This window comes from Pseudocolwellia agarivorans, from assembly GCF_002000085.1.
GTDB classification, from domain to species: domain Bacteria; phylum Pseudomonadota; class Gammaproteobacteria; order Enterobacterales; family Alteromonadaceae; genus Pseudocolwellia; species Pseudocolwellia agarivorans.
In genome coordinates, this window is record NZ_MUZU01000002.1 from 351,037 (window position 1) to 374,265 (window position 23,229).

21 protein-coding genes, 1 tRNA gene and 1 CRISPR repeat array are annotated in these 23,229 nt (G+C 36.5%); of the genes, 2 read left to right on the forward strand and 20 right to left on the reverse strand.

Annotated features, from left to right (window positions below; translation table 11 throughout):
• Positions 1–225: 225 nt before the first annotated feature.
• Positions 226–2,607 carry a carbohydrate binding family 9 domain-containing protein gene (locus B0X80_RS04580; RefSeq protein ID WP_077338618.1) on the forward strand — a complete coding sequence of 794 codons (2,382 nt, stop codon included), beginning with the start codon at positions 226–228 and terminating at the stop codon, positions 2,605–2,607.
• Between the two features lie 675 nt (positions 2,608–3,282).
• Here B0X80_RS04580 and efpL read toward each other — a convergent pair.
• The 18 genes from efpL to rlmE form a co-directional block, all read right to left on the reverse strand.
• Positions 3,283–3,855, reverse strand: coding sequence for an elongation factor P-like protein EfpL (gene efpL / locus B0X80_RS04585; protein ID WP_077338619.1), 573 nt, complete (start codon positions 3,853–3,855; stop codon positions 3,283–3,285).
• A gap of 208 nt (positions 3,856–4,063) precedes the next feature.
• Positions 4,064–4,632: direct repeats of the CRISPR family, unit length 28 nt; unit sequence TTTCTAAGCTGCCTGTGCGGCAGTGAAG.
• 318 nt (positions 4,633–4,950) lie between these two features.
• Entirely contained in the window at positions 4,951–5,103 is a 153-nt protein-coding gene (locus B0X80_RS20425; protein WP_175623875.1) for a hypothetical protein, read from the reverse strand.
• The gene (locus B0X80_RS04590) at positions 5,087–5,350 is read right to left on the reverse strand and encodes a type II toxin-antitoxin system Phd/YefM family antitoxin (RefSeq protein WP_217697133.1); all 264 of its coding nucleotides are present in this window, start codon (positions 5,348–5,350) and stop codon (positions 5,087–5,089) included. The genes B0X80_RS20425 and B0X80_RS04590 overlap by 17 nt, the downstream gene beginning before the upstream one ends.
• 81 nt (positions 5,351–5,431) lie before the next feature.
• On the reverse strand, positions 5,432–5,854 hold the full coding sequence (locus B0X80_RS04595) for a type II toxin-antitoxin system VapC family toxin (protein WP_245825390.1): 423 nt from the start codon (positions 5,852–5,854) through the stop codon (positions 5,432–5,434).
• The gene (gene vapB, locus B0X80_RS04600; protein ID WP_077338620.1) at positions 5,854–6,084 is read right to left on the reverse strand and encodes a type II toxin-antitoxin system VapB family antitoxin; all 231 of its coding nucleotides are present in this window, start codon (positions 6,082–6,084) and stop codon (positions 5,854–5,856) included. The genes B0X80_RS04595 and vapB overlap by 1 nt, the downstream gene beginning before the upstream one ends.
• Before the next feature lie 101 nt (positions 6,085–6,185).
• Complete coding sequence (cas6f, locus tag B0X80_RS04605; RefSeq protein ID WP_077338621.1) at positions 6,186–6,782, reverse strand: type I-F CRISPR-associated endoribonuclease Cas6/Csy4; 597 nt, start codon at positions 6,780–6,782, stop codon at positions 6,186–6,188.
• A gap of 8 nt (positions 6,783–6,790) precedes the next feature.
• Entirely contained in the window at positions 6,791–7,774 is a 984-nt protein-coding gene (gene csy3 / locus B0X80_RS04610; RefSeq protein ID WP_077338622.1) for a type I-F CRISPR-associated protein Csy3, read from the reverse strand.
• 51 nt (positions 7,775–7,825) lie between these two features.
• Positions 7,826–8,806 carry a type I-F CRISPR-associated protein Csy2 gene (csy2, locus tag B0X80_RS04615; RefSeq protein WP_077338623.1) on the reverse strand — a complete coding sequence of 327 codons (981 nt, stop codon included), beginning with the start codon at positions 8,804–8,806 and terminating at the stop codon, positions 7,826–7,828.
• 2 nt (positions 8,807–8,808) lie between these two features.
• Positions 8,809–10,149 carry a type I-F CRISPR-associated protein Csy1 gene (gene csy1 / locus B0X80_RS04620; RefSeq protein WP_077338624.1) on the reverse strand — a complete coding sequence of 447 codons (1,341 nt, stop codon included), beginning with the start codon at positions 10,147–10,149 and terminating at the stop codon, positions 8,809–8,811.
• An 11-nt stretch (positions 10,150–10,160) separates the two neighbouring features.
• A complete protein-coding gene (gene cas3f, locus B0X80_RS04625) occupies positions 10,161–13,574 on the reverse strand; it encodes a type I-F CRISPR-associated helicase Cas3f (RefSeq protein WP_077338625.1) in 3,414 nt (1,137 codons plus the stop codon).
• Complete coding sequence (gene cas1f, locus B0X80_RS04630) at positions 13,571–14,563, reverse strand: type I-F CRISPR-associated endonuclease Cas1f (RefSeq protein WP_077338626.1); 993 nt, start codon at positions 14,561–14,563, stop codon at positions 13,571–13,573. The genes cas3f and cas1f overlap by 4 nt, the downstream gene beginning before the upstream one ends.
• 162 nt (positions 14,564–14,725) lie before the next feature.
• A tRNA-Leu gene (locus B0X80_RS04635) sits at positions 14,726–14,810 on the reverse strand.
• Positions 14,811–14,840: 30 nt separating this feature from the next.
• On the reverse strand, positions 14,841–15,233 hold the full coding sequence (gene secG / locus B0X80_RS04640; RefSeq protein ID WP_077338627.1) for a preprotein translocase subunit SecG: 393 nt from the start codon (positions 15,231–15,233) through the stop codon (positions 14,841–14,843).
• Between the two features lies 1 nt (position 15,234).
• Complete coding sequence (tpiA, locus tag B0X80_RS04645; RefSeq protein ID WP_077338628.1) at positions 15,235–15,993, reverse strand: triose-phosphate isomerase; 759 nt, start codon at positions 15,991–15,993, stop codon at positions 15,235–15,237.
• A gap of 146 nt (positions 15,994–16,139) precedes the next feature.
• Positions 16,140–17,477, reverse strand: coding sequence for a phosphoglucosamine mutase (gene glmM / locus B0X80_RS04650; protein ID WP_077338629.1), 1,338 nt, complete (start codon positions 17,475–17,477; stop codon positions 16,140–16,142).
• An 18-nt stretch (positions 17,478–17,495) separates the two neighbouring features.
• Complete coding sequence (gene folP, locus B0X80_RS04655; RefSeq protein WP_077338849.1) at positions 17,496–18,278, reverse strand: dihydropteroate synthase; 783 nt, start codon at positions 18,276–18,278, stop codon at positions 17,496–17,498.
• Between the two features lie 144 nt (positions 18,279–18,422).
• Complete coding sequence (ftsH, locus tag B0X80_RS04660; RefSeq protein ID WP_245825391.1) at positions 18,423–20,342, reverse strand: ATP-dependent zinc metalloprotease FtsH; 1,920 nt, start codon at positions 20,340–20,342, stop codon at positions 18,423–18,425.
• Positions 20,343–20,463: 121 nt separating this feature from the next.
• Positions 20,464–21,090 (reverse strand): 23S rRNA (uridine(2552)-2'-O)-methyltransferase RlmE, encoded by a 627-nt coding sequence (rlmE, locus tag B0X80_RS04665; protein WP_076418994.1) that lies wholly within the window; start codon positions 21,088–21,090, stop codon positions 20,464–20,466.
• Between the two features lie 215 nt (positions 21,091–21,305).
• Here rlmE and yhbY point away from each other — a divergent pair, with 215 nt between their 5' ends.
• Positions 21,306–21,602, forward strand: coding sequence for a ribosome assembly RNA-binding protein YhbY (gene yhbY / locus B0X80_RS04670; protein ID WP_077338631.1), 297 nt, complete (start codon positions 21,306–21,308; stop codon positions 21,600–21,602).
• A gap of 91 nt (positions 21,603–21,693) precedes the next feature.
• On the opposite strand, the gene B0X80_RS04675 is transcribed toward yhbY, so the two are convergent.
• Together B0X80_RS04675 and B0X80_RS04680 are read right to left on the reverse strand one after the other, a co-directional pair.
• Positions 21,694–22,524, reverse strand: coding sequence for an SDR family oxidoreductase (locus B0X80_RS04675; RefSeq protein WP_077338632.1), 831 nt, complete (start codon positions 22,522–22,524; stop codon positions 21,694–21,696).
• 97 nt (positions 22,525–22,621) lie between these two features.
• A complete protein-coding gene (locus B0X80_RS04680) occupies positions 22,622–23,152 on the reverse strand; it encodes an SRPBCC family protein (RefSeq protein WP_077338851.1) in 531 nt (176 codons plus the stop codon).
• Positions 23,153–23,229: the final 77 nt, after the last annotated feature.

Genomic DNA, 23,229 nt, shown 5'->3' on the forward strand with positions numbered 1-23,229 from the left:
TTCGACCCTTAAGCAAGGAAAAATTAAATAATATTTTCTTCTAATAACATAACTAAAATACAAATAAATAATTGATAATAAAACAAAGTATAAGTTGTACTCATATAGTATTTTTGTAACAATTTAAGATATACACAATTTAATATTAATTGAATTAAAAACAAATAAATCAGTTCAATTTATATAAACATAAAAACAACAATAATAATCAAACTTGGAGCATAAATGCGAAAGCTAAGGAATAGCTGTTTATATTTTTCAGCTGGCTTATTCTTATTAATATCACTGTTATCAACGGCTCAAACACAAATAAAAAGTAACGAGTTAATAATTCCTAACACAAAGGATTCTGTCGTTATCGATGGTGTTCTTGATGATATAGTTTGGAAAGACGCGCTTAGTGTTTCATTAAATATTGTTAATAGTCCTTGGGATAATTTGCCCAGTCCAGTTAAAACTCAAGCGAAAATCATTGAAAACGGAACTTACATTTATATTTCATTTATTGCTTTTGACCCAAATCCAAATGAAATACATGGTTTTTTAGCTGACCGAGACACCACTTGGGGCGATGATCTTGTCGGAATAAAACTCGATACATTCAATAGCCGACAATTAAACTATAATTTTTTAGTCAACCCATTTGGTGTACAAAACGACTCTATCGCCAATGAAGTTACGGGTGAAGAAAATCGATTATGGGACGGAAACTGGCACTCATTCGGGAAAAAAACAGCAACAGGATATCAAGTAGAAATAGCTATACCCTATAACATTTTAAATTTCGATGAAAATAACAACGAACAAACATGGGCAATTGAATTTGTTCGATTTTATCCTCGAGATGAACGCCTTCGTATTTCACACATACAACTCGATAAAGATAACAATTGCTGGCTATGTCAAATTCCTGAGATCAAAGGTTTCCAACATTCAAATTTAAAAGAAAACCTTACAATAACACCTTTTATTGTGGCATCTAAAAATCAAAACAGAAATTTACCTGATCAAAATTGGTCTGAATTAAACGATGTAGATGCGGGTATGGATATTCGTTGGGGGCCTAATGCAAACACATTACTTAATGCCACTATAAACCCCGACTTTTCAACCGTTGAGTCTGATGCTGGCCAACTAAACATCAATAATACATCTTCATTATTTTTTGATGAAAAACGTAGTTTCTTTTTAGAAAACTCTGATTATTTCAGTAGTAATTTTAACCTTGTTTACACTCGAAATATTGCGGATCCTGATTACGGCGCTAAATTAACAAGTAGAACAGATAAATACAGTTACGGTCTTTTTATAACAAACGACCAACAAACTACTTTTATTGTACCTGGAAATATTAGTGATGATATTGCCACTCTTGATAGAGAAAGTCACTCAGCAGCCTTTAACTACCGATATAACTACAACGACCAATTAACACTTGGCTTAGTTTCTACATTAAGAACAGCTGATAATTACCATAATGCATTAGCTGGTATTGATGCTAAATACAGAATTAATGACTCCCATACATTAAACGCACAATTTTTATATTCAAATACAGAATACCCTAATGATCTTTTTAAAAGCTTTTGCTTTGATGACGCAGAAGACGGTTGCCAACAGCAAGTCAGCAACGACTGTAAGTTTGGAAATTGTGCCTTTAACGAACAAGTTAACAGAACCAAACAAGAAGAAAGCTTCAGTGATCAAGCCTATAAAATTGATTACGAATATAAAACAGAATATTGGGAAGTAAATGTCAATCATGAAAAAATTGATAACCAATTTAGGGCCGATTTAGGCTTTATGACCAAAGCTGATCATCAACAAAATAAAGTAGAAGTTATACGTTTATTTTATGGAGACAACGATGACTTTTGGTCAGAAACATACATTTATAGCTCTTGGTATAATACAAAAAACGAAAATGGCGAATTTATTGAACGTGCTTTTGATGGAACGATTGAATTACTCGGCCCTAAGCTATCTTATGTAAGCGTGAATATATCGCAAGCAACTAAAGTAGGATTAAGGCATGATGACTCATTACTTAATTTAATAAATAATACCACCCAGTTTGATGAACAAGTGGTTAAGTTATACGCTGAGTTTAAGCCTTATAGCCATTTATTTACGGCTATTGGGTACGACTTCGGTGATAAAATTGATTATAACAACAATCGTTTAGGTACATATAATGAAGTTTATGCCGAGTTAACCAGCCACGCTACTGATCATTTATATATTTCGCTAACTCATACCTATAGCAATCTAAAAGCAGAGCCAACGTTTTCAAGTGGCAAAGATGATGTTTATACCGCTAATTTAACCAATCTACGTATTTCTTATCAATTTGATGTACAAAGCTATTTAAAATTTAATGTAGAATATTTTGACGTAGAATATAACACAGCAAATAACCCCTTCATTGCGCCAGACAACATCAATAAAGACCTATCAACTCAACTCATATATTCATATAAATTGAACCCTCAAACAGTATTTTTCTTAGGCTACTCAGACAACAGTATTCAAAACGACAGTTTAAATAAAATATCGAAACGAGAAAAAACATTTTTTAGCAAGGTGAGTTACGCATGGTCGCTATAACAGTTTAAACATTAAATAGTTATAGATTCATTAATCTGATGCGATGTACTTCTACCATGATGATAGCTAAATACAATTAAACGGGGGGAAAACAACTTCTTTTTATTTATGACTTTCCTGATAACACTATTCCGTCGTATATCACTTTACAAATATCTTGAACAGTATTTCATCAAGATAAAGTCAGTTAGGTTAAGACTATAAACATAAATTTTAGCTCTAAATCAGATAAATCAGATAAATCAAGTCTTAGTTTATTTTCCGGAAGACAATAAACCACCAATTTAACCACTTAATTGAATATAAAACCTATCAGCTAAGATAGCTTGAATGCTATACCATCAAATATTTCACCAATATGATGTGTCAAGTCTTTCGAGTTATTCTTTGAAAGTATCGACGATTTATCACGCTGTGATAGCTTGATATACAAGTACAGTATTTTACCTGTATATAGATGTAAACTGTATCTGATTTTTGGCAACTAGTGGTTCCAAATTTATTTATCGCGCGGGGTATCAAGTTCGACTTATCCATCTCAAATGTGAATAGATTTTGAGGAATAGCTGTTACAGTGATATTGGGGTAGGATTATTCACATAATAAATAACCAAGGCCTCTTTAAGCTTAGCGTTTACGCGACTTCACAGTTACCTTGGTTAGCATTTATTCGGGTTACTTATCAGCACGCCCCATAAACTTACATTCAGCCGTGTTTACTTTAATTTTATCACCTGTAGAAATATGTTCAGGAACTTGTACTGTTAACCCCGTTGAAAGCACCGCAGGTTTAGTACGAGCCGTGGCTGAGCCACCTTTAATTGATGGGTCAGTTTCAGTGATCACTAACTCAACACTTGCTGGTAAATCGATACCTACGGGTGCGTCATCTATTGATATAAGTAATAAACCTTCTGTTTCTTCAGTAATAAAACGTACTTCATCAGCAATTGCGTCAGTATTTAGGTTATATGGCGTATAATCTTCATTGTCCATAAATACATATTGATCACCATCAATGTATGAAAACATAACTGGACGACGTGTTAATTCAGCTAATTTAAGCATGTCGCTATCTTTAAACGTTTCATCAACTTTATGCCCCGTTACCACATCATACATTCGCATACGGTATAAACTACCGCCTGCACGACCTTGTGGAACAGAACGCTCAATATCTTTAATAATGTAAACACCGCCGTTATGTTCTATTGCAGTATTCTTTTTAACTTCACTTGCCTTTGGCATGAAAAACTTCCTTAAAATAATGAATGTGAGAAAAATAACATGAACTGGGTTTTATGCAAGAATTTATCAAAAATACCTTGTTAAAAATCAACTTAATCATAACTTAAAATGATAATTGTTACATGACAAGAAATTAATATGTCACTTTAGTATAAATTTTAAGTGCGGCAGTGAAGTCATCGATATGAAAAGCGTGTTTTATTCTATCTTTCTAAGCTGCCTGTGCGGCAGTGAACTTTCACCCGGTAAACCACTAAGTATTGTGCCATTTCTAAGCTGCCTGTGCGGCAGTGAACTCATTATTTGATAAGCTTCTTGCGCTATTTCATTTCTAAGCTGCCTGTGCGGCAGTGAACAATATCATTCACAGTCAAACCCTTACCTATACTTTCTAAGCTGCCTGTGCGGCAGTGAACCCAACATAACTACGCTCGACTTTCAATTTAGATTTCTAAGCTGCCTGTGCGGCAGTGAAGTTTTGTGGTCTGTTATCGGTTCGCCGTTTGTTTTTCTAAGCTGCCTGTGCGGCAGTGAAGTAGTTGTTGCTTAAATCAAGCAGTATATTTACTTTCTAAGCTGCCTGTGCGGCAGTGAAGTAAGATTATCAAAAGAATTTGTAATCTCAGTAGTTTCTAAGCTGCCTGTGCGGCAGTGAAGGAATAGCAACTCCATCGCTAACGCTGCCGCCCTTTCTAAGCTGCCTGTGCGGCAGTGAAGAAAATGAATTTGGCTGTTTCTGGTTTTGCTGATTTCTAAGCTGCCTGTGCGGCAGTGAAGAGTGAAATAATATCAAAAAAATAAGCAACAACAAAGGCTAAGGTAATTTAAAGTGTTTTACCCTAAATTTTTAGTCTACTTGTAACTTATTAATATTTATACGAATTTTTAAAGAGCGATTTTTTTGGTTAATTAAAACACTTAATGTGATTTTTGTATTCTTTTCAATAAATGAGCTTGTACATTTTGTCGTCCATCAAATATTGCCGTAACAAATACGTTATTATTTTTTATTTCGTAAATAATACTAATTTTATTAACGATAGTTTCAAGCTGCTTGGCTGTATTTATTGTATGAAGTTCATGCAGCTTATACCCTCACGTTGGTTGTTGTGTATGCGAATAAATTGCATGTTCTATTTCTTTAAGCTTTTTATCAGCAAAAACGAGATTTATTTTAGAAGTAAAGTATTCAATAATTTGTAGTAGGTCTAATTGAGCTTGAGTTGTTAGCTCAACGTGATAGTTCACTTGCTAATCCCATTTTATTTCTTATTTGAGCAAATGTTTCTTTAGCGCTTAGTGTTTTACCCTCAGCTATTTCTTTTTCGTCAAGTGCTGTAAGTTGTAGCATGACGATGGTTTCTTTGGTTTGCTCATATTCAGCAATTGATTGTACTACCATGGACGCTTCACCATTTTGGGTAATTATATAGGCTTCGCCATCATCTTTTAACTCTGCAGCAATTTTGGCTGCATTAGCTTTTAAATAACTGATCGGTTATATATGGTCGCTTAATGACATGGTGTTAACTCTAAATACAAGGTAAGACTAAATTTAATCATTGCGTATTTTTATTTAATGCACCCAATCTTCAATCACAAGACCATTAACTCGTTTAAATTCTCGGATGTTATTTGTTACTAAGATACACTTTTGTGAAATAGCATGCCCTGCAATGGCAGTATCATTACCACCTATTGGCGTACCTAATTCACTTAACTCTTTTTTAATTTTGGCAGAACAGTCAACCGCATCAATATCCCAAGGCAATATATTATCAAGACAGGTTATAAACTGATCAACGAGTAAACTATGTTTAGGCGATGCTTTTTTACCAAAACAGCCGTAACGCATCTCAGCATAAGTAATGGCTGAAATAACAATGGAATGCTGAGTAGAAACTTGCTGTAATTTTTGTAGAACAGAAACAGGGTTTTCTCTCATTATGAAGCTACATATACAAGTATCAAGCATATAAACATTTTTTGTCGCCATCATTAAAATTCCATTCGCCCTTCATCATTAATCACTTCATCACGCTCTGTTAGAAAATCGTCATCTGCTTTTCTATTAGATAATAATGACAACCAACTCGCCTTTGTTGGGCGTAATATGATGGTATCGCCCTCTTTTATAATTTCTAATTCATTTATGCCATCAAATTCCATATCTTTGGGTAAGCGAATAGCTTGATTTTTACCATTTTTAAAAATAGATACTGTACGCATTTTATCTCCTAAGGCTTAAAACCTATGCTCGACATATGTTTATAAGTTAAGTGTAGATAACAAAGTGACATATGTAAAGCATAGGCTTAATACAGACATAGTTAGAACCAAGGAACTGTGGCTTGTTCTTTACTCAGTCCGTAACAAGTAAACTCCCCTACTGTAGCTTCACTTACCTTTTTTTGGTCGATGAACAATCTAAATTGCTCACTTTTAGAAAGGCTATTCACATTGATAAAAGGTAGTTTAGATTGCTCGTCGTTAAAGCTGGCATAATGTTGTAAAGCTTGCTCAAACGTTTCATCTTTGCGTTTAGCTCTGCGTCGCGCTAATCGAGATAAGTTTGTTTTACACTGTTTTCGCTTTACACAAACATATTCACTCACGTTTTCAGGTACTGCTTTTATTGATGTTATATGCGTGTGATCACTAAACCGCTTTAACCAGCTGTTAATCGCTAATTTATCAAGCAGCTCTTCTGACGGCGCAAATATCCTCAATTTATTACCTAACGGAAACGCTACGTTTTTATTTCCCTTTGGTGAACATTGAGGAAAAGCCAAAGCAATAGCTGAACTGTTTTCTGCTATTTTGTTTTCAGCCAGCGCAATATGCACTTGCTGATAAACCTTTTGCCAAATAAAGCCGATCGTAATTTCGGGATCGGGCAGTAAGGTTATGTCTTGATAGTATTTCATCGCTATTCCTATTCGCCGAATACGCCACCACGAATTAACATCGCCATAATATAGTGCTGTTGTTCAACCGTAGGCTCTTTGCCTTTGATCATCCAAGCATCAAGTAAATTATAGAAATCTGTTTTTTCTTTTGGTTGACGATACGCTGCACCGCGGTTTGTTACTGATCCGTATGGTTCAACAGCAATAGGACCAACTTCATCAACAGCAGAGTGCCAAGTATCTATAGTGCGTAATGCATTGCCGATTTTTTGAGAGTGCATTGCAGCTTGGCCATCAAGTTGATACAAAAATTTACTTTTATCGCCTTTACCACCGCCCATCACTAACTCTTGAGATGGGAACACAGCTTGGCCTTCACCTAATTGGCTATAAGCTTCTACTTTTATAAGAACATGATTCTCGGTTAAGCCCTGTTGAATAAATTGTGCAAGTTGAGTGATTTTTGCATCACTTGAAAATTCACGTAATGAATAGTCTTGGCAATTAAATTCAATAGTTTGATTTGCCACGGTTACAACCACTTTTACGTTTTCGGCACCTACTCGGTTGCGCCATAAAAAACGAGCACTAGCAATATTAAAAGCGTAACGTTTTGACAACTCTTCAAAACTCACATCAGTTTGATATTGCGTAATTTTTTTAGCCAACTCAGCTTGATAATCAGGATTGTTACAGGTTGATGGTGTTGCCAAGTCACTTAATACTCGCAAGGTAAAAACAACTTTTAAGGTATCTGTGTTATGCGCTAATGCGGCAATATCAACTGTTTGTAAATTCGCTTTAGATACTTCTGCATCTAATTTTGTTGGATCGTTTGCTGTTGCAGCTTTTAAGCGGTTTGAAATTGTGCCACGTACTGCTTTTTCGCCCACTTGTATCGGCAGCCATACTTGCTGCTCCCAGTTGCCTGCAAGCATGAGTGCGTCTGATGGTACTAATTTAGCTTCAAATGCTAATACTGATGGTGTTTTTAATTTAATTTCGGCCATTTTTATTACTCCATTGATAAAATATTTTTGTTAATTTTTTTACTAAACGTTTTAAAAGTTCATTGCTTCATCATGATCAAAACTATCAGGTTCAATAATTTCGTCTGCGAAAGGGGTTGTTTTAGCGACATACCAAGGATATTGATGTTCATAACGCCAAATGGTTATTTCAATATTTTTTATGTTATGTACGCTTTTCCATTCACCTACGCTATAAGCACTTTCTGCAAAAACAGTGGGAACTGTTGAATCTCTTACATTGCTTACTTCGCCAGCTTCATAAATTGGAGAGATTGCACAATACCCCGTATTAATTGGCACTAAATAGCCACTTTGGGGTTTTGCTACATAATGCCAATTGGCTTTTTGATTTACGCTTTCAAGAGCTTCGGTTTCTTGCTCATCTTCACTTGTTACTTTTTCAGCTTTAAATTTAAGCTGGGCAAAATCACACCATGTATCAAATAAACAAGTGTTATCATTTATCGCTTTTTGCTCTTGAAAATGCTCAGCTAAATGAGCACTGCGATCAATCAAAGCAAAACCCGGCATTAATTTTCGTAATGTTTTTTGTTCTTCATTTAACGGGGTTAACTCAATACTTTCTATATGAGTAATTTGACCACCTGCTAAACGTAACTCAGGTACTTTTTGTTTAACATGTTCAATTAATTGTTCTGTAGTTTCTGTATCGCCCGCAATCAATCCATTAACTTCAATCAACAAAGATACTTGCATATGCATGCGCCCTTCTTCGTTAATGGGTGCCGTATTTCCTTGATGTGTGAGCGGATTACGCGACAAAGCAAAAACATAGTCGCCCCAACCTTTAGGCTGCCTTGCGTGTACCATATTTTTATGACTTATGACTGCAACTCCTCCTAAATTAACGGCTAACGTTTCAGGTAATTTACGAGACAAAGCATGGGCAAAACCCAAAAAATTAGTGATGGCAGGAAAACCATAAGTTAAACCGGCAATGGCATTGGCATTTTGTACCGATACTTTTTTAAGTAATAAATATTGGCTCATAATTACGCCTCCGCTAATTTAGGTGTGTTGTGTTCAAAACGCTTTAACTGATGCAAACAAACTTTAGAAAAATAAGCATGTTCGATATCACCCAAGCGATATTTTTCATCATTTTTTAATTGCTTAATTAACCAACTAGCAAAATCAGCGGCTATCACAGCTTGCCAGTCGAGCTTTTCACGCTCACGTTGAAAACTCTCATCTGGGTTATAAACATCAAGCCATAAAGCATAGGCATGTTTTAGTTTGCAATTTGATTCACTTGCCCACCCAGCTGGTAATGTTTGAATATTGGCTGCATGGATCATTAGTTGATCGAGTATGGGCAAAATAAAGTGATAATCGCGCTTGTAACGTACTTTAAAGTTATTTTCTTCAGGCTTTAATTTGCTTAAAAAGGCTTTAAAGTCTCGTAAGTACCCTGATACTTTATATGTCAGTTGTCGGTTGAATAAGCTGGTATTATTTATAGGCGGCTTAACTTGTGCCTGAAAAGTAGGAGGTGCGGTATTTAATAAAAAATTCTGACCATAACGTTCACTATTTAATTGTGAAATATTTTGAGGTTTTGAACCGCCAAAAGATTGTACGGCTGTATTTGGAAAGCTTATATCCATTCGTTCATGGTACTTATTTGCTCTGCGGGCATCACGAATATCTTTGGAATCACCAAACCGCGTCTCTGTAACTTTTTTATATAATTTATGCGCTAGTGCCGATGAAAATAGCGGGCACAATAAATGATATTCAACGTCATTACTTTCTGACTTAATCGGAAAATAAACCTGCTTACTTAAATTATGTGAGCTTAACTTTTCATCGCCCAGCGCTAATTTAAAACCATCTAGCCAAGTTTGTAATAATTCGGCATTATCTGTAAAAGCACTTAACGCTTGTGCATGATTTTGTTGAAGCTGGGTAATTAAACTTTCACCATTAACTGATACCTTCAAAAAAGAAGCTACATCAAATGTTGCTGAGTTCCCTGCAAAATCTTTCAAAATAACATCTAAACTAGCTGTATTTACATAATTTGGATTAGTCTCAATATTTGTAATAAATACACTGCTTGCTTTTGAATCGCCGTGACTATACTTGGGGGCATGAGTTGCTAAACTAAGCTGCTTAGCTCGCTTTGCGGCATCACTGATCCAATTTATTAATTTAAATTTATCTTCAATAGGTGCCGATTTTTCTGCGTATTCGGTTTTAGCTGCCGCTATCTCTATTTCGTTTTCACTTTTTTCTAGCACCTTATTCAGTGCTTTTTGAAAAGGTTCCAACTTAGCTTGTTTACGCTGCTCGATATAATCAGCTAGCGCTTGAGTTAATGTTGCTTCCATCGTTTTTCCTTTTACTTAATATCAAAAACACCCAGCTGCTCGTGCCAGTGCCAATTTAATTCTTGCTCTTTACTCGGTTCTCTTAAACCAATAACACCAAAATTTTCACTTACCTGTTGTAAGCTTTCATCTAATTTATCTGCAAAAATTTGGTAAGTTTCTTCAACGCTTAAGTTAAACCACCAATTATTACCTTGAGCTAATTCAATCACTTTGTTTTCATCAATAAAGCGATTGCTTTGCGCCTTATACTCATGCGGATAACGAGTATCATCAATTTGACTCCACGTTAATGTTTCGCCTTCTTCTAACCGTAAAATAAACTCTTCTTGTGGTTGTGATTTTCTAAACTCGGTTTGATGAATAAATTCAGCACTCCAATCAATTGCAGAGCCTTTTTTCCACCAAAGTGATGCGGTTTTATCAGAGTTATAAAATAAATCTTTTTTCTTTCCCCCAATAACATCCAATGTGACCCTTAATGATCTGTGCTCTTGAATTGCAAACGACTTAATTGCATTAGCAGCTTCTTTTTTATGAGTTTCTATCGGAGCTTTAGCAAAATCTCCTAGGCTCATTTGAGGTTCAACGATTCTTGGTATTGCTGAAATATTGTCTAACTCTGTTGTTAATAATTCATTCAAATCTTTACTGTTAAGTGGAAGCTCAGGGGTTTCAAAACCTGGCTTAAAGTAAGCCACTTTTTCACCTTTTAATGCGCGTATATTTTGGTTAAGCACCACCAAATTTTCGGTGGTAGGAGGGACTTGCCTATGTCTTTGTATACGCCCTGCTAACTGTATAATTGAACGTAGTGAGCTAGGCTCTGCAATTGCCCAGTCGTAATCATGGTCGCGCCCAACTTCCACGACAGATGTGCCTAATACAATAAACACATGATTTTCTGCCGAAGTTTTATTTAGTCCGTCAGCCTTTAATGCGTTGGCTATTTCAGGTTGTTGCCAAAGCGCTTGTTCATCATAGCGAGTTAAGGTTTTATCTAAGCGAGTTTCTTTATAAGAGCGTAACGCTAATGGAAACTGTGAATGATAAATACAAAAATGGAATTGATAGTTAGCCCTTGGCGACATAGCTAATAATATTTTAGCGACAGCAATCATCGGATTAATATTAGCCATTCTAACCACACCGATTGATATTTTTTTGCCGCTGCTATGTGTTACATGGTGTTGGTTATGTAATTCATAAATTTGTTGGTGAATGGTTTCTGCCACATTTTGAAAAACCTGCTGATTTTGTTCTGTTGAGCCACTATTGTTAGTGTCGGGCAACTCAATATTAACTATTTTACCTTTGCGTAATACTTTACTATTAGCCGTTAATTTTTTTATTCGTGACTCAATAAATGTATTATTTTTTTGTTTGAAGTCCTCTTTGTTTTTTATAAATTCAACTTCACTTTTGTTTTCATCAAACCAAGCACAAACCACACCTTGATTGCTGTTATGTGGGAAATTAGCTTGGTTATAATGTTTACGACCTGCAACATAAGCGTCGTATAAAGCACTGATAAGCGCAGGAGGTAAGGTTGCAGATGATAATAAAACCCGAGAACCTAACATACCTGCCCAGTTAACTAATCGACATAGTGCAGGCAGGTCTTCTAAACCAAAATCATCGGGTTCATCTAAAATTAAGTCTGATGTTAATAACCGCAGCATGGGCGCGATTTGTTTACCCCCTCGTTTACTTTCTGTGGCTGGCATTAAATGATCAATGGTACTAACCAAAATAGGCGCACTGATTAACTGCTCTAATTTAGGATTGCCTTTTAACCAATGCTTTAAACGCCCGTCGTAAATTTGGCCTTCGTAACTGACATATAATTGCTCAAAAAAATCTTGTGCGGACTCACTGCCATGATCAGGTCTTGCGGATGTTTCATCATCTTTATTTAATTGATGTAATAACTTAACGGCATTAGAACCAATTAAAACCGCGAGTTCATCATCACCTAATTTAAGTAGATCTCGATAAGCATCACCCGTTTGTAAGGTTAAAGTACGCAAACCTAAAGCAACTGAGAATCGACAACCTTCACGTTCATCCGCTAAGGCATACATAATTCGTGCATTGGCCATGGTTTTACCACAGCCTGTTGATGCCATGTTAATACCAAAGAAACCTTGTTTTTCACTGGTTTTAGCAAATTCTTTTGACGCTTTAAACGCTTTGTCTTGCCATTGGTATTTACGGTCTTTAGCACTTTGCGAAAAAAGTCTATGCTGCGCTAGTGCTGGCAATGTGTATTTTAAAGCCGGTAGATTTTTAGCGAATAAAAAAGCGTTATGAGCAACACCGATATTATGTTCATCTAATTTTTGTTTTAACTGATTTGTTTTTCTATCCGTATTGGCGTTAGCTTGATAGCTATTATCCCGCCATTTCATTTTTGAATCTTTAAGCTCAAGAGATGAATAATAATGATCAGCTAACATAAGTGACAATCTTGATAAATGACTGACAAAACGTTGATTCAACCAATCTATTTTTTCAGACAATTTATGATAGCTCAGTGCGCGTTTAGCAATTTCACTTGCTTTGTTTTGCCAAGTTTTACTCAGTAATGGCGTGCCATGTGTGAATGTCCAATTGCCCTTTATAACTGACTGTTCTATATCAGCTAAATTTTCTGCATTTTTTGAATTCCAATGACAATCAAAACATTTTGTCAGCCAATGTTGAGCTTCATCTAATTTAACTGAGTTGACTTGTGGGTAAGGTAAACGATGATGCGAGACAATTAGCCACGCGACTAATTTACCAAACTGTATATTTTCGCCAAACGAATTAAATGGATTTTGATGTTTTCCGTTATCTTTAAATAATATTTTGTGTATTTCATTTTCAGCCTGAGTAGCATTTGATTGCTGACTAATTTCTACCAGTTTTGTTAGCCACTCTTGATCGGTTAAATCTTTAATAAAGGCTTCAAATAACCTTAACGATACCCACTCATGACGGTATGGTTCAGATTTTGACTGTGTAGTGCCGGCTAACTTTTGTTGAAATAAATCATTTGCTTTACCAAAATCATGAAATAAACCCGCGAGACTTGAGGCTAACATTATTGCTTCGTTTAATTCCCAGCCGTTTTCCCATTCTTTATGACTAAGATCTAACTTGGTGTAATTCACCGCCACAATGCCCTCGCTATTAAACTTACTTTTATTCCCCACCACCCACAAAAACTGACTTCTTGAGCGTGAACGGATCCAATGGCAACTAACCGCTGTACTTTTGCTTGCTGTTTGGCGCAGCATTTTTTTAACGGTTAACAGGCCGTCTTCTGTTATTACGGTTTGCCAAGTGTTGTCGCCAATGCGGTTGGCGAATGCGTCGAGCACTCGGCGTGTTTTCTTTAGCGCGTTTTTTTCGCATTGGCTTACAAAGGTCACCATCATAATTTGTTGTCTTCTATTTTCTTTGTATCGCTGTAGTTGTGTAGCGCTATGTTTTTTACTTGTTCGAACATGTAATCGAGCGCTTTGTGGTCGGTAAAGGCTTGTAGTATTTGTTGCCTAAATTCTTGCTCGGTAGCATTTTCCTTGGCGCAAATAAATGCCCAAGGCAGTACTAGTACGTCTTTAATGAGGTCGGCAATATCAAAAATTAATGCACCACGGCGTGTTTTTCCGTGCATTACGGCAAAACCATGTGGAATACCTAATACCCACAATGTGCATGCAGCTAGCCCATAAGCTAAATAGTTACCATGGTTTAAAAAGTCGTTCGCTAAATCGGTACTTTGGTGTTGTCGGGTAAAACCTTCGAGCTTGGTGTTATTGGCGGCAAACTTGTAAAGCGCTTTGGTGAGCTGTGCTTCTGTAAGTAGTAAGTCACTTTGTTTTTTCGCTTGTTCGGTTCGTGTGGTAAATGTTGTTAATGCGGTTTGAATAGCTGTGTCGTTGAAGTTAAAGCCGTTTTGTTTTAAGTCTCCATCTTTTTGCCATACACGGTTAAGGTATTGAATACGTGCTGTTTGTATTTGTTTACCTGCGGCAAGGCGCTTTGCGTCGTCAAACCAGAATTGCATCCAGCCTTGTAGGTATTCGGTTGGTCGGTATTCGCTTTGTGGGGTCATCCATTCAATAGCGTGCTCTACATTGTTTGCCATATAAAGCGGTGTACCACCGCCACCACTAAAGCCAACTAACACACCTGCTTGACTTAGCATACGCATAGCGGCTTGGGTGATAGATGTGCCGTTACCTAAGAGTAATACGGTGGTGTTTGCGATTGGGATATTGTAGTACTGATTTTCTTTGTTGGTTTCGGTTAAGTATAAAACTCGACCGTCTTTTTGCATTACGCGGCAGTATTCTAGGTAATAAATATTTGCGCGTTTAGAGTGAAGTATTGTTTTTAGATCAGAGGGAGAGAAGTCTTCCATTACTATTTTATACCATTGTAAATCCTTTATTTATTCTAAGTTGCTAGATTCAATATGGCTTGTCAATGAAATTAATTTTGTTTTTAAAGTTCATAAACAAAAAAAGCTCAATACATGTGTATTGAGCTTGTGTTTTTAATTTTGTGCTTACTAATTAAAAGTTGGTGCAGATGGAGAGACTCGAACTCTCACGACCTAAGTCACCACCCCCTCAAGGTGGCGCGTCTACCAATTCCGCCACATCTGCATTGTAACTTTTAACTATTTAACTTTACGCTTACTGTGGGATGTCGCTTTCTTTAGCTGCATCAACAGTACTTGCTGGTACGTCAGCATTTTCAACAGGAGCAATAGCATCTGTAGGAATGTCGCTATTGCCAGGTATAGTTTGCTCAATACCTGCATCAAGGTTGTTCCATTCGTCAACGGCTTTAACTTTATTAGCCGTTAAGTTACCTAACACTAAGCTAATGCCGAAAAATGCGATGGCTAACCATGTTGTTGCTTTTGTTAAGAAGTTACCTGAACCACTTGAACCAAAAATAGTTGCAGAAGAGCCAGCGCCAAAAGATGCGCCCATATCTGCACCTTTACCATGTTGAATAAGCACTAAGCCGATTAAACATAAAGCAACGATTAAATATATAATAATTAATACTTGATATAACATTTTATGATCCTTGAGCTGCCGAACAAATTGTTTTGAATTCGTCGACTTTTAAACTAGCACCACCAATAAGACCACCGTCTATATCAGTTTGTGCAAATAATTCTTTGCTGTTAGCAGCATTTACGCTACCACCATACAATAATGACACACCTTCGGCGATTTCAGCATTGTTTTTAGCTAAAAACTGTCGAATAAATTGATGAGTTTCTTGTGCCATTTCCGGTGAAGCTGTTTTTCCAGTACCTATTGCCCATACAGGCTCGTATGCAATAACAACGTCTTTAAATTTTTCTATGCCAATTTCATCTATAACAGGTTGTAGTTGTTGAGATAATACGGCTTCTGTTCTTTCTTCTACGCGTTCAGCTTCTGATTCACCAATACATAAAATAGGTGTTAAATTGTTAGCTAAAGCGAACTTAACTTTTTGTGCTATTTGTGTATCAGTTTCACCAAAAATACTACGTCTTTCTGAATGACCAATTATCACATAGTTAGCTGACATTTCGTTAAGCATATCGGCAGAAATTTCACCGGTAAACGCGCCACTTGCATGTTCACTGATGTTTTGTGCGCCTAGTTTAATGTTTTTGTTTGCTATTTTTGAAGATAACGCACCTAAATATACATAACTTGGACAAATAACAATGGTTACGTTTTCAGAAAAATTGATGTTATTTAATTCACTTGTCATTGTATTAACTAGTGCTAAATTCCCGTTCATTTTCCAATTAGCGGCTATTATTTTTTGTCTTTGCATATTTATTCCTACATTAAAGCGGCGAGATATTAACTAACAAGTGAATAAGATACAAGTATTATGCTTAATATCTTATTCAAGTGGCTATTATTTACGCGTAAAAACAATTTAAGAGTGTATTTGAGCGTTATAAAATAGGTTTCGATTTAAGAAGCTTGTTTTACTGCATCAGCAATTAAGTTAGCTAATGAGGTTACTTCATCTAAATCTGGTCCTTCGACCATAACACGGATCAATGGCTCGGTGCCTGATTTGCGTAATAAGACACGACCTCTTCCTGCCAGTATTTGGTTAACGTCTTTCACTGAAGCTAATACAGATTCCGCCTGTAGAGGATCGGTATTACCTTCAAATCTTACATTAACAAGTAGTTGAGGTAGCATGGTCATACCTTGGCGCAGTTCGTGTAATGTCTTATCACTTTTACAAACGGCGGTTAGTACATTAAGCGCAGCGATAATACCGTCACCCGTTGAGGTATGTTTAAGATTAATAACATGCCCTGAGTTTTCAGCACCTAACTGCCAGCCTTTTTCTTTGAGCATTTCCATTACGTAGCGGTCGCCTACGTTACTACGTGCAAATGGTACGTCCATATCAGCGAGGGCTATTTCTAAGCCCATGTTACTCATTAAGGTACCAACAACACCACCTTGCATTTTACCCGACTGAATATCGTTGCGAGCTATTACGTATACGCATTCATCACCGTCAAGTACGTATCCTGTGTGATCAACCATCATTAATCTGTCGCCATCACCATCTAATGCGATACCTAAATCGGCATTATGTTCAACTACAGCTTTACTGATAGCGTCCATTGACGTGGCACCACAGCCGTCGTTGATATTTGTACCGTTAGGTTGTGCACCAATTTCAATAACTTTTGCACCAAGTTCTCGAAATACGTTAGGCGCGATATGATAGGTAGCACCATGAGCACAATCAACAACAATAGTCAGGTGGCTTAGTGAATATCTGCTTGGGAAGTTACTTTTACAAAATTCAATGTATCGCCCTGCGGCATCTTCAATTCGGTTAGCTTTACCTAGTTTAGCTGATTCAACACACACCATTTCTTTGTCTAATTCGTCTTCAATAGCTAATTCAATATCGTCGGGAAGTTTTTGACCATCTTGTGAAAAGAATTTGATGCCATTGTCGTAATATGGATTATGCGAAGCACTAATAACAATACCGGCTTGAGCTCGAAATGTTTTAGTTAGGTAAGCAATACCTGGAGTTGGCATTGGCCCTAGTAATCCAATATCAACACCGGCAGCTGAAAAACCTGCTTCTAAAGCAGATTCAAGCATATATCCAGATATACGGGTGTCTTTACCTATTAAAACTTTTTTAGTTCCTTTAGCCGCTAACACTTTACCTGCCGCATAGCCAAGTTTCATTACAAAATCAGGAGTAATTGGGTATTTACCTACTAAGCCTCTGATGCCGTCGGTACCAAAATATTTTCTTTCTGACATGCTTTTAATCCTTGTTCGTTATCTTTTAAATTTGTTAACGGTTTCTAAAACTTTCAGTGCATCAACAGTTTCTTTTACATCATGCACTCTTATAATATTTGCACCTTGCTGAGCCGCTATTACCGCTGTTGTTATACTGCCAGCTAAGCGTTCATCTACGTCTCTATTTAATAAATTCCCTATCATAGATTTACGCGATAAACCCGCTAGTATAGGTAAGTTAAAATTTTTGAAAGTAGAAAGTTGGGCAAGTAACTCGTAGTTTTGTTCAAGTGTTTTACCAAAGCCAAAACCGGGGTCTAAAATAATTCTGTCGGTAGTAATACCATGGGCGTTACAGTGAGCTATGCGCTCTTTGAAAAAAGTATGAATGTCGTTAATAAGATCGTCATACTGAGGGGCTGCTTGCATAGTACGAGGTAAGCCTTGCATGTGCATTAAACAAATAGGTAAATTTGTTTGCGACATAACGGCTAAGCAACCTTCATTTTGTAAGGCTCTTACGTCGTTTATAATATCGGCTTGATGCTCAATAGATTCGGCCATAACGCTAGCTTTACTCGTATCTATTGATACTTTAATCGTAAAGCGTTGCTTTATCGCTTTTAATAAGGGAATAACGCGGGCTATTTCATCTTTAACGGAAACATCTACCGCACCAGGCCTTGTAGATTCACCGCCTATATCAATAATTGAAGCACCATCTTCTATCATGCTTTCAACTTGTGCTAACGCTGCATCTATTTGAGTATATTTACCACCATCAGAAAATGAATCAGGGGTAATATTTAATATGCCCATTACGTCGATTGGTTGGTTAATATTAGCTGTTGCTTCAGTCAATGTGTTCTTCTCAAAGTACAGATAAAACAAAGCCTCGATAGTTGGATTCTACATTAAAATAGAAGCAACATATTGAGGCTAGGGTAACACTAGATGTACCTACTACTTCGCAGGTGCATCCGTTGGTGTTGTTAAGTCAGGTTCAATATCTTTTTTAGTATCAGCTTTAGGTGGTTCGTTTTTGTCGTTTGAACGATCACCATGAAAATCTGTTGGAGGTCTAACGTCACGACGTGCCATTAAGTCATCCACTTGCAGTGCATCAATTGTTTCATATTCCATTAATGCGTCTTTCATTGCTTCTAAGATATCGCGATTGTCTTTAAGAATTTGCTCTGCTCTTTTATAGTTACGAGTAATAAATTCTTTAATTTCAGCATCAATTGCTTGTGCTGTATCGTCAGACATATTTAATGATTTTGATGAGGTTCTTCCTAAGAAAACTTCACCTTCTTCTTCAGCAAATAACATTGGACCCATTTTTTCAGATAAGCCCCACTGAGTAACCATTTTACGAGCAAGTTCTGTTGCACGTTCAATATCGTTTGAAGCACCTGTAGATACTTTATCAAAACCGTAAATAAGTTCTTCAGCAATACGTCCACCGTATAAAGAAGAAATGTTACTTTCTAAATGCTGTTTGCTATGACTAAATCTATCTTGCTCTGGTAGGTACATAGTTACACCTAATGCACGACCACGAGGCATAATACTTACTTTATAAACAGGATCATGATCTGGTACTAAACGACCAACAATTGCATGGCCGGCTTCATGATATGCTGTCATTTCTTTTTCAGCATCATCCATTACCATAGAGCGACGTTCTGCACCCATTAAGATTTTATCTTTAGCTCTTTCAAACTCTTCCATGGAAACTAAGCGACGTGAAGTACGAGCAGCAAATAAAGCCGCTTCGTTAACTAAGTTAGCTAAGTCAGCACCTGAGAAGCCGGGTGTACCACGAGCGATAACCGCTGGTTTAACATCGTCACCTAAAGGTACTTTTCTCATGTGAACTTTAAGAATTTGTTCACGACCACGAATATCAGGTAAACCTACCGTTACTTGACGGTCAAAACGACCAGGTCTTAATAGCGCAGGGTCTAATACGTCTGGACGGTTAGTTGCAGCAATAACGATTACACCTTCATTACCTTCAAAACCATCCATTTCAACTAGCATTTGGTTAAGTGTTTGTTCACGTTCATCGTGTCCACCACCCATACCAGCACCACGTTGGCGACCTACTGCATCAATTTCATCGATAAAGATAATACAAGGCGCTGATTTTTTCGCTTGTTCAAACATGTCTCTTACACGAGATGCACCAACACCAACAAACATTTCTACGAAGTCAGAACCTGAAATAGTAAAAAATGGTACTTTAGCTTCACCAGCAATAGCTTTAGCTAATAGTGTTTTACCTGTACCCGGTTGACCAACCATTAAAACGCCTGATGGAATACGACCACCTAGTTTTTGAAATCTTGATGGTTCTCTCAAGTAGTCTACTAATTCAGAAACTTCTTCTTTAGCTTCATCACAACCTGCAACATCTGCAAATGTAGTTTTAATTTGGTCTTCACTTAATAAGCGCGCTTTGCTTTTACCGAAAGACATAGCGCCTTTACCGCCACCGCCTTGCATTTGACGCATGAAGAAAATCCATACACCAATCAGTAAAATCATAGGGAACCAAGAAACAAAAATAGTAGTTAAAAAGCTAGTTTCTTCAGGTAATTGACCTGACGCTTTTACACCTTGTTTAACTAAATCGTTTATTAAGTCACGATCGTAACCCCCAGGGATCACAGCAACGAATTCTTCGCCTGTTCTTTTAACACCTTTAATAACACCGCTTCTATCAACGGTTGCTTCTCGAACTTGTCCTTGACGAACACTTTCGATGAAACGGGTGTAATCAACTTGTTGTCCATTGCTGCTGTCAGGTGTAAAACTTTGAAAAACTGACATCAAAACAACTGCAATAACCAACCATAAAATAAGATTTTTCGCCATATCGCTCAACTTAATGACCTCTTTGTAACTTGTACATAATGTTTAAAAAGTGCCTTAGTTAAAATAATTGACTTAACTAAGCGCATGATTGCTCTAATTTACTATAATTTGTTGCTTGCTGCTATTTAAATCCTGTCGCAACAAGATAAACTTCTCTTGATCTTGCCCTAGAAGAGTTTGGTTTACGCGTTTTTACTGTTTTAAAAACCTTTCTGGCTTCTTTAACAAAGTTATCAAAACCATCACCTTGGAAAACTTTAACAACAAATGAGCCATTAGTTTTTAACACTTGATGACACATTTCTAATGCTAATTCGACTAAATACATACTACGGGCAGAATCAGCGGTTTCATTACCAGTCATATTTGCGGCCATGTCAGACATAACCACATCAATATTTTTTCCACCAATACGCGTTAACAAAGCATCTAAAACAGCTTCTTCTCTAAAATCACCTTGAAGAAAGTCGACACCAACAATAGGATCCATTGATAAAATATCACATGCAACAACTTGCCCAGACTCACCTACTGCTTTTACAGCATACTCAGACCACCCACCTGGAGCAGCCCCTAAATCAACGACTTTCATTCCTTGTTTGATTAATTTGTCTTTATTGTTGATTTCTTCAATTTTAAAAACAGCTCGGGAACGTAGCCCTAACCTTTGTGCTTTTTTAACGTATTCGTCATCAAAATGTTCTTGCATCCAGCGTGCGCTGCTAACGGTTTGTTTTTTTTTACTCATGAACTCTGCTTAACTTATTATAAAAATTATAGACATGTTAATTATAAAACATAACGATGGGAGTATTATGTTAGCTAACTTATATGACTATTTATGTTTAATTATTAATAATTTTAATTTATTTAAACTACCAATAAGTAAACATTAATTAGTATTACAAAGAAGATGGAGTTAAAATAGTGATAATTCAAGCTAACTTGTAACGAAAATTGTTAATGAACTTAAATAAAAAGCAAATCCAGCATGTAAAAGGTTTAGCGCATTCGCTTAAACCAGTAGTTTTACTAGGAAATAATGGCTTAACTGAAGCTGTTGTAGCGGAAATAGATTTCGCATTAAACCATCACGAATTAATTAAAGTTAAAATTAATGTTGAAGATCGCGATACTAAAGGTCTTATAGTTGAAGCGATTTGTAGAGAAACTAACTCTACAAAAATTCAGGTTATTGGTAAAACTTTAGTTATTTACCGTCAATCACCAGAAAAGAAAATTCATATCCCTAAAGGATAATTTTTTTCAATTGTTGTAAAAGCAAAAAAGCGAATCACTTCACATGAAGTGATTCGCTTTTTTATTGTTTGCTGTTTAGTGGAAAGTTCCTTTAGCCTTTGATAAGTATTTTATCTAACCACGTAAAAGGCAATACTCGTTTAAAAAACGCCATGATATAAGTTGGCTGAGTAACGTAATAGCGTGTTTTAGCTTTTTTACTTGATAACGCATGGAGTACTTTTTTAGTAACCGCTGAAGCTGGCAAAGTAAATTTATTACTCGGCCCTTCTTTACTTAGGCGATCAATTTGAATTTTGTAATTGTCTTTATGTACTGAGTTTTTTACATCGATAAATTCAAGTGTTTTGGCTAACGCATTGGCTCTAAATTGAGTTTCTATTGGGCCTGGTTCAATTAAGCTTACTTGAATTCCACTGCCTGTTAGCTCTAATCGTAACGTATCGGTATAGCCTTCAATCGCAAATTTTGATGCGTTATAAGCTCCGCGATAAGGCATTGCAACTAAACCTAATACTGAACTATTTTGAATAATGCGGCCAAAGCCTTGTTTTCGCATAACAGGAATAACGAGTCGAGTAAGGTAATGCCAACCAAAAACGTTAATTTGAAACTGTTCTTTTAGTGCTTGTGAAGGTAAGTCTTCTAACGCGCCCGCTTGACCATAAGCGCCATTATTAAATAACGCGTAAAGTGAGCCACCCGTTTGTTTTAACACCCAGCTAAACGCGGCATCAATAGATGGTTCGTCTGCTAAATCGAGTAAGTGAGCATTTAACCCAAGTGCGATTAAGTTATCAACATCGGTTTGTTTACGAGCCGTTGCAAATACCTGATAGCCTAGTTCTGATAATGTAATGGCGGTACTTAAACCAATGCCTGTAGAACAACCTGTGATCAATACACTTAAGTTTTTTGCCATGTTTTACCTTGTTAAATTCAACGCTATTTAACAACCAATCATACGCTAAATTGTTTCCTTTAATGACCAAAATTTTAAGAAAAACATCTACCTGACTTTAATCAAGAATAGCTTTTAAGTTATTTAACCCCGTTTGTAGGTCGTCACCTATTACTTGCTCAAAATCTATAAATAACAACATAAGGTTCATTGGGTAATCCATGTGCCCGCTAAATCCCCAAACCACTTTGGTCGTATTATCGTCTACGGCCTCAGTTACCATAAAAGCAGGATCTGTTGATTTAAACGGTTTTAAAAATCGCAATTCAAAATCTATACGGTAACCTTCATCAATCGCAATAATTTCTTGCTCGCCAGCGCCGACATCTTCTTTTTCAGAACTCCATGCAGAAACAAACCCCACTTGACCATCAATACCTCGGTATGTTTTTAGCATGTTTGGGTCCATTTGTGCCCACTTACTATAAAAACTTTGATTTTTTAAGTATTTGATATAATTAAATACTTCTTCTTTAGGTTTATTAATAATTACCGAACGTTCAACTTCGTATGAGTTTTCTGTAAAAACTGCAACAATTAACGGGATAGCAATAATAGTTAGCACAATTAACACAAGTTTTTTTAGCATAATATAAATCCTATGTCGTTTTATATCAGTTTGGTTCATGTATATAAAACAATCAACTTTACACTCAGGATAATTAG

Excerpts from the sequence above, each read along its gene's own strand:
- B0X80_RS04580 (WP_077338618.1), top strand. The coding sequence starts at position 226 with ATGCGAAAGCTAAGGAATAGCTGTTTATATTTTTCAGCTGGCTTATTC.
- efpL (WP_077338619.1), bottom strand. The coding sequence starts at position 3,855 with ATGCCAAAGGCAAGTGAAGTTAAAAAGAATACTGCAATAGAACATAAC.
- B0X80_RS04595 (WP_245825390.1), bottom strand. The coding sequence starts at position 5,854 with ATGATGGCGACAAAAAATGTTTATATGCTTGATACTTGTATATGTAGC.
- vapB (WP_077338620.1), bottom strand. The coding sequence starts at position 6,084 with ATGCGTACAGTATCTATTTTTAAAAATGGTAAAAATCAAGCTATTCGC.
- cas6f (WP_077338621.1), bottom strand. The coding sequence starts at position 6,782 with ATGAAATACTATCAAGACATAACCTTACTGCCCGATCCCGAAATTACG.
- csy3 (WP_077338622.1), bottom strand. The coding sequence starts at position 7,774 with ATGGCCGAAATTAAATTAAAAACACCATCAGTATTAGCATTTGAAGCT.
- csy2 (WP_077338623.1), bottom strand. The coding sequence starts at position 8,806 with ATGAGCCAATATTTATTACTTAAAAAAGTATCGGTACAAAATGCCAAT.
- csy1 (WP_077338624.1), bottom strand. The coding sequence starts at position 10,149 with ATGGAAGCAACATTAACTCAAGCGCTAGCTGATTATATCGAGCAGCGT.
- cas3f (WP_077338625.1), bottom strand. The coding sequence starts at position 13,574 with ATGATGGTGACCTTTGTAAGCCAATGCGAAAAAAACGCGCTAAAGAAA.
- cas1f (WP_077338626.1), bottom strand. The coding sequence starts at position 14,563 with ATGGAAGACTTCTCTCCCTCTGATCTAAAAACAATACTTCACTCTAAA.
- secG (WP_077338627.1), bottom strand. The coding sequence starts at position 15,233 with ATGTTATATCAAGTATTAATTATTATATATTTAATCGTTGCTTTATGT.
- tpiA (WP_077338628.1), bottom strand. The coding sequence starts at position 15,993 with ATGCAAAGACAAAAAATAATAGCCGCTAATTGGAAAATGAACGGGAAT.
- glmM (WP_077338629.1), bottom strand. The coding sequence starts at position 17,477 with ATGTCAGAAAGAAAATATTTTGGTACCGACGGCATCAGAGGCTTAGTA.
- folP (WP_077338849.1), bottom strand. The coding sequence starts at position 18,278 with ATGGGCATATTAAATATTACCCCTGATTCATTTTCTGATGGTGGTAAA.
- ftsH (WP_245825391.1), bottom strand. The coding sequence starts at position 20,342 with ATGGCGAAAAATCTTATTTTATGGTTGGTTATTGCAGTTGTTTTGATG.
- rlmE (WP_076418994.1), bottom strand. The coding sequence starts at position 21,090 with ATGAGTAAAAAAAAACAAACCGTTAGCAGCGCACGCTGGATGCAAGAA.
- yhbY (WP_077338631.1), top strand. The coding sequence starts at position 21,306 with ATGAACTTAAATAAAAAGCAAATCCAGCATGTAAAAGGTTTAGCGCAT.
- B0X80_RS04675 (WP_077338632.1), bottom strand. The coding sequence starts at position 22,524 with ATGGCAAAAAACTTAAGTGTATTGATCACAGGTTGTTCTACAGGCATT.
- B0X80_RS04680 (WP_077338851.1), bottom strand. The coding sequence starts at position 23,152 with ATGCTAAAAAAACTTGTGTTAATTGTGCTAACTATTATTGCTATCCCG.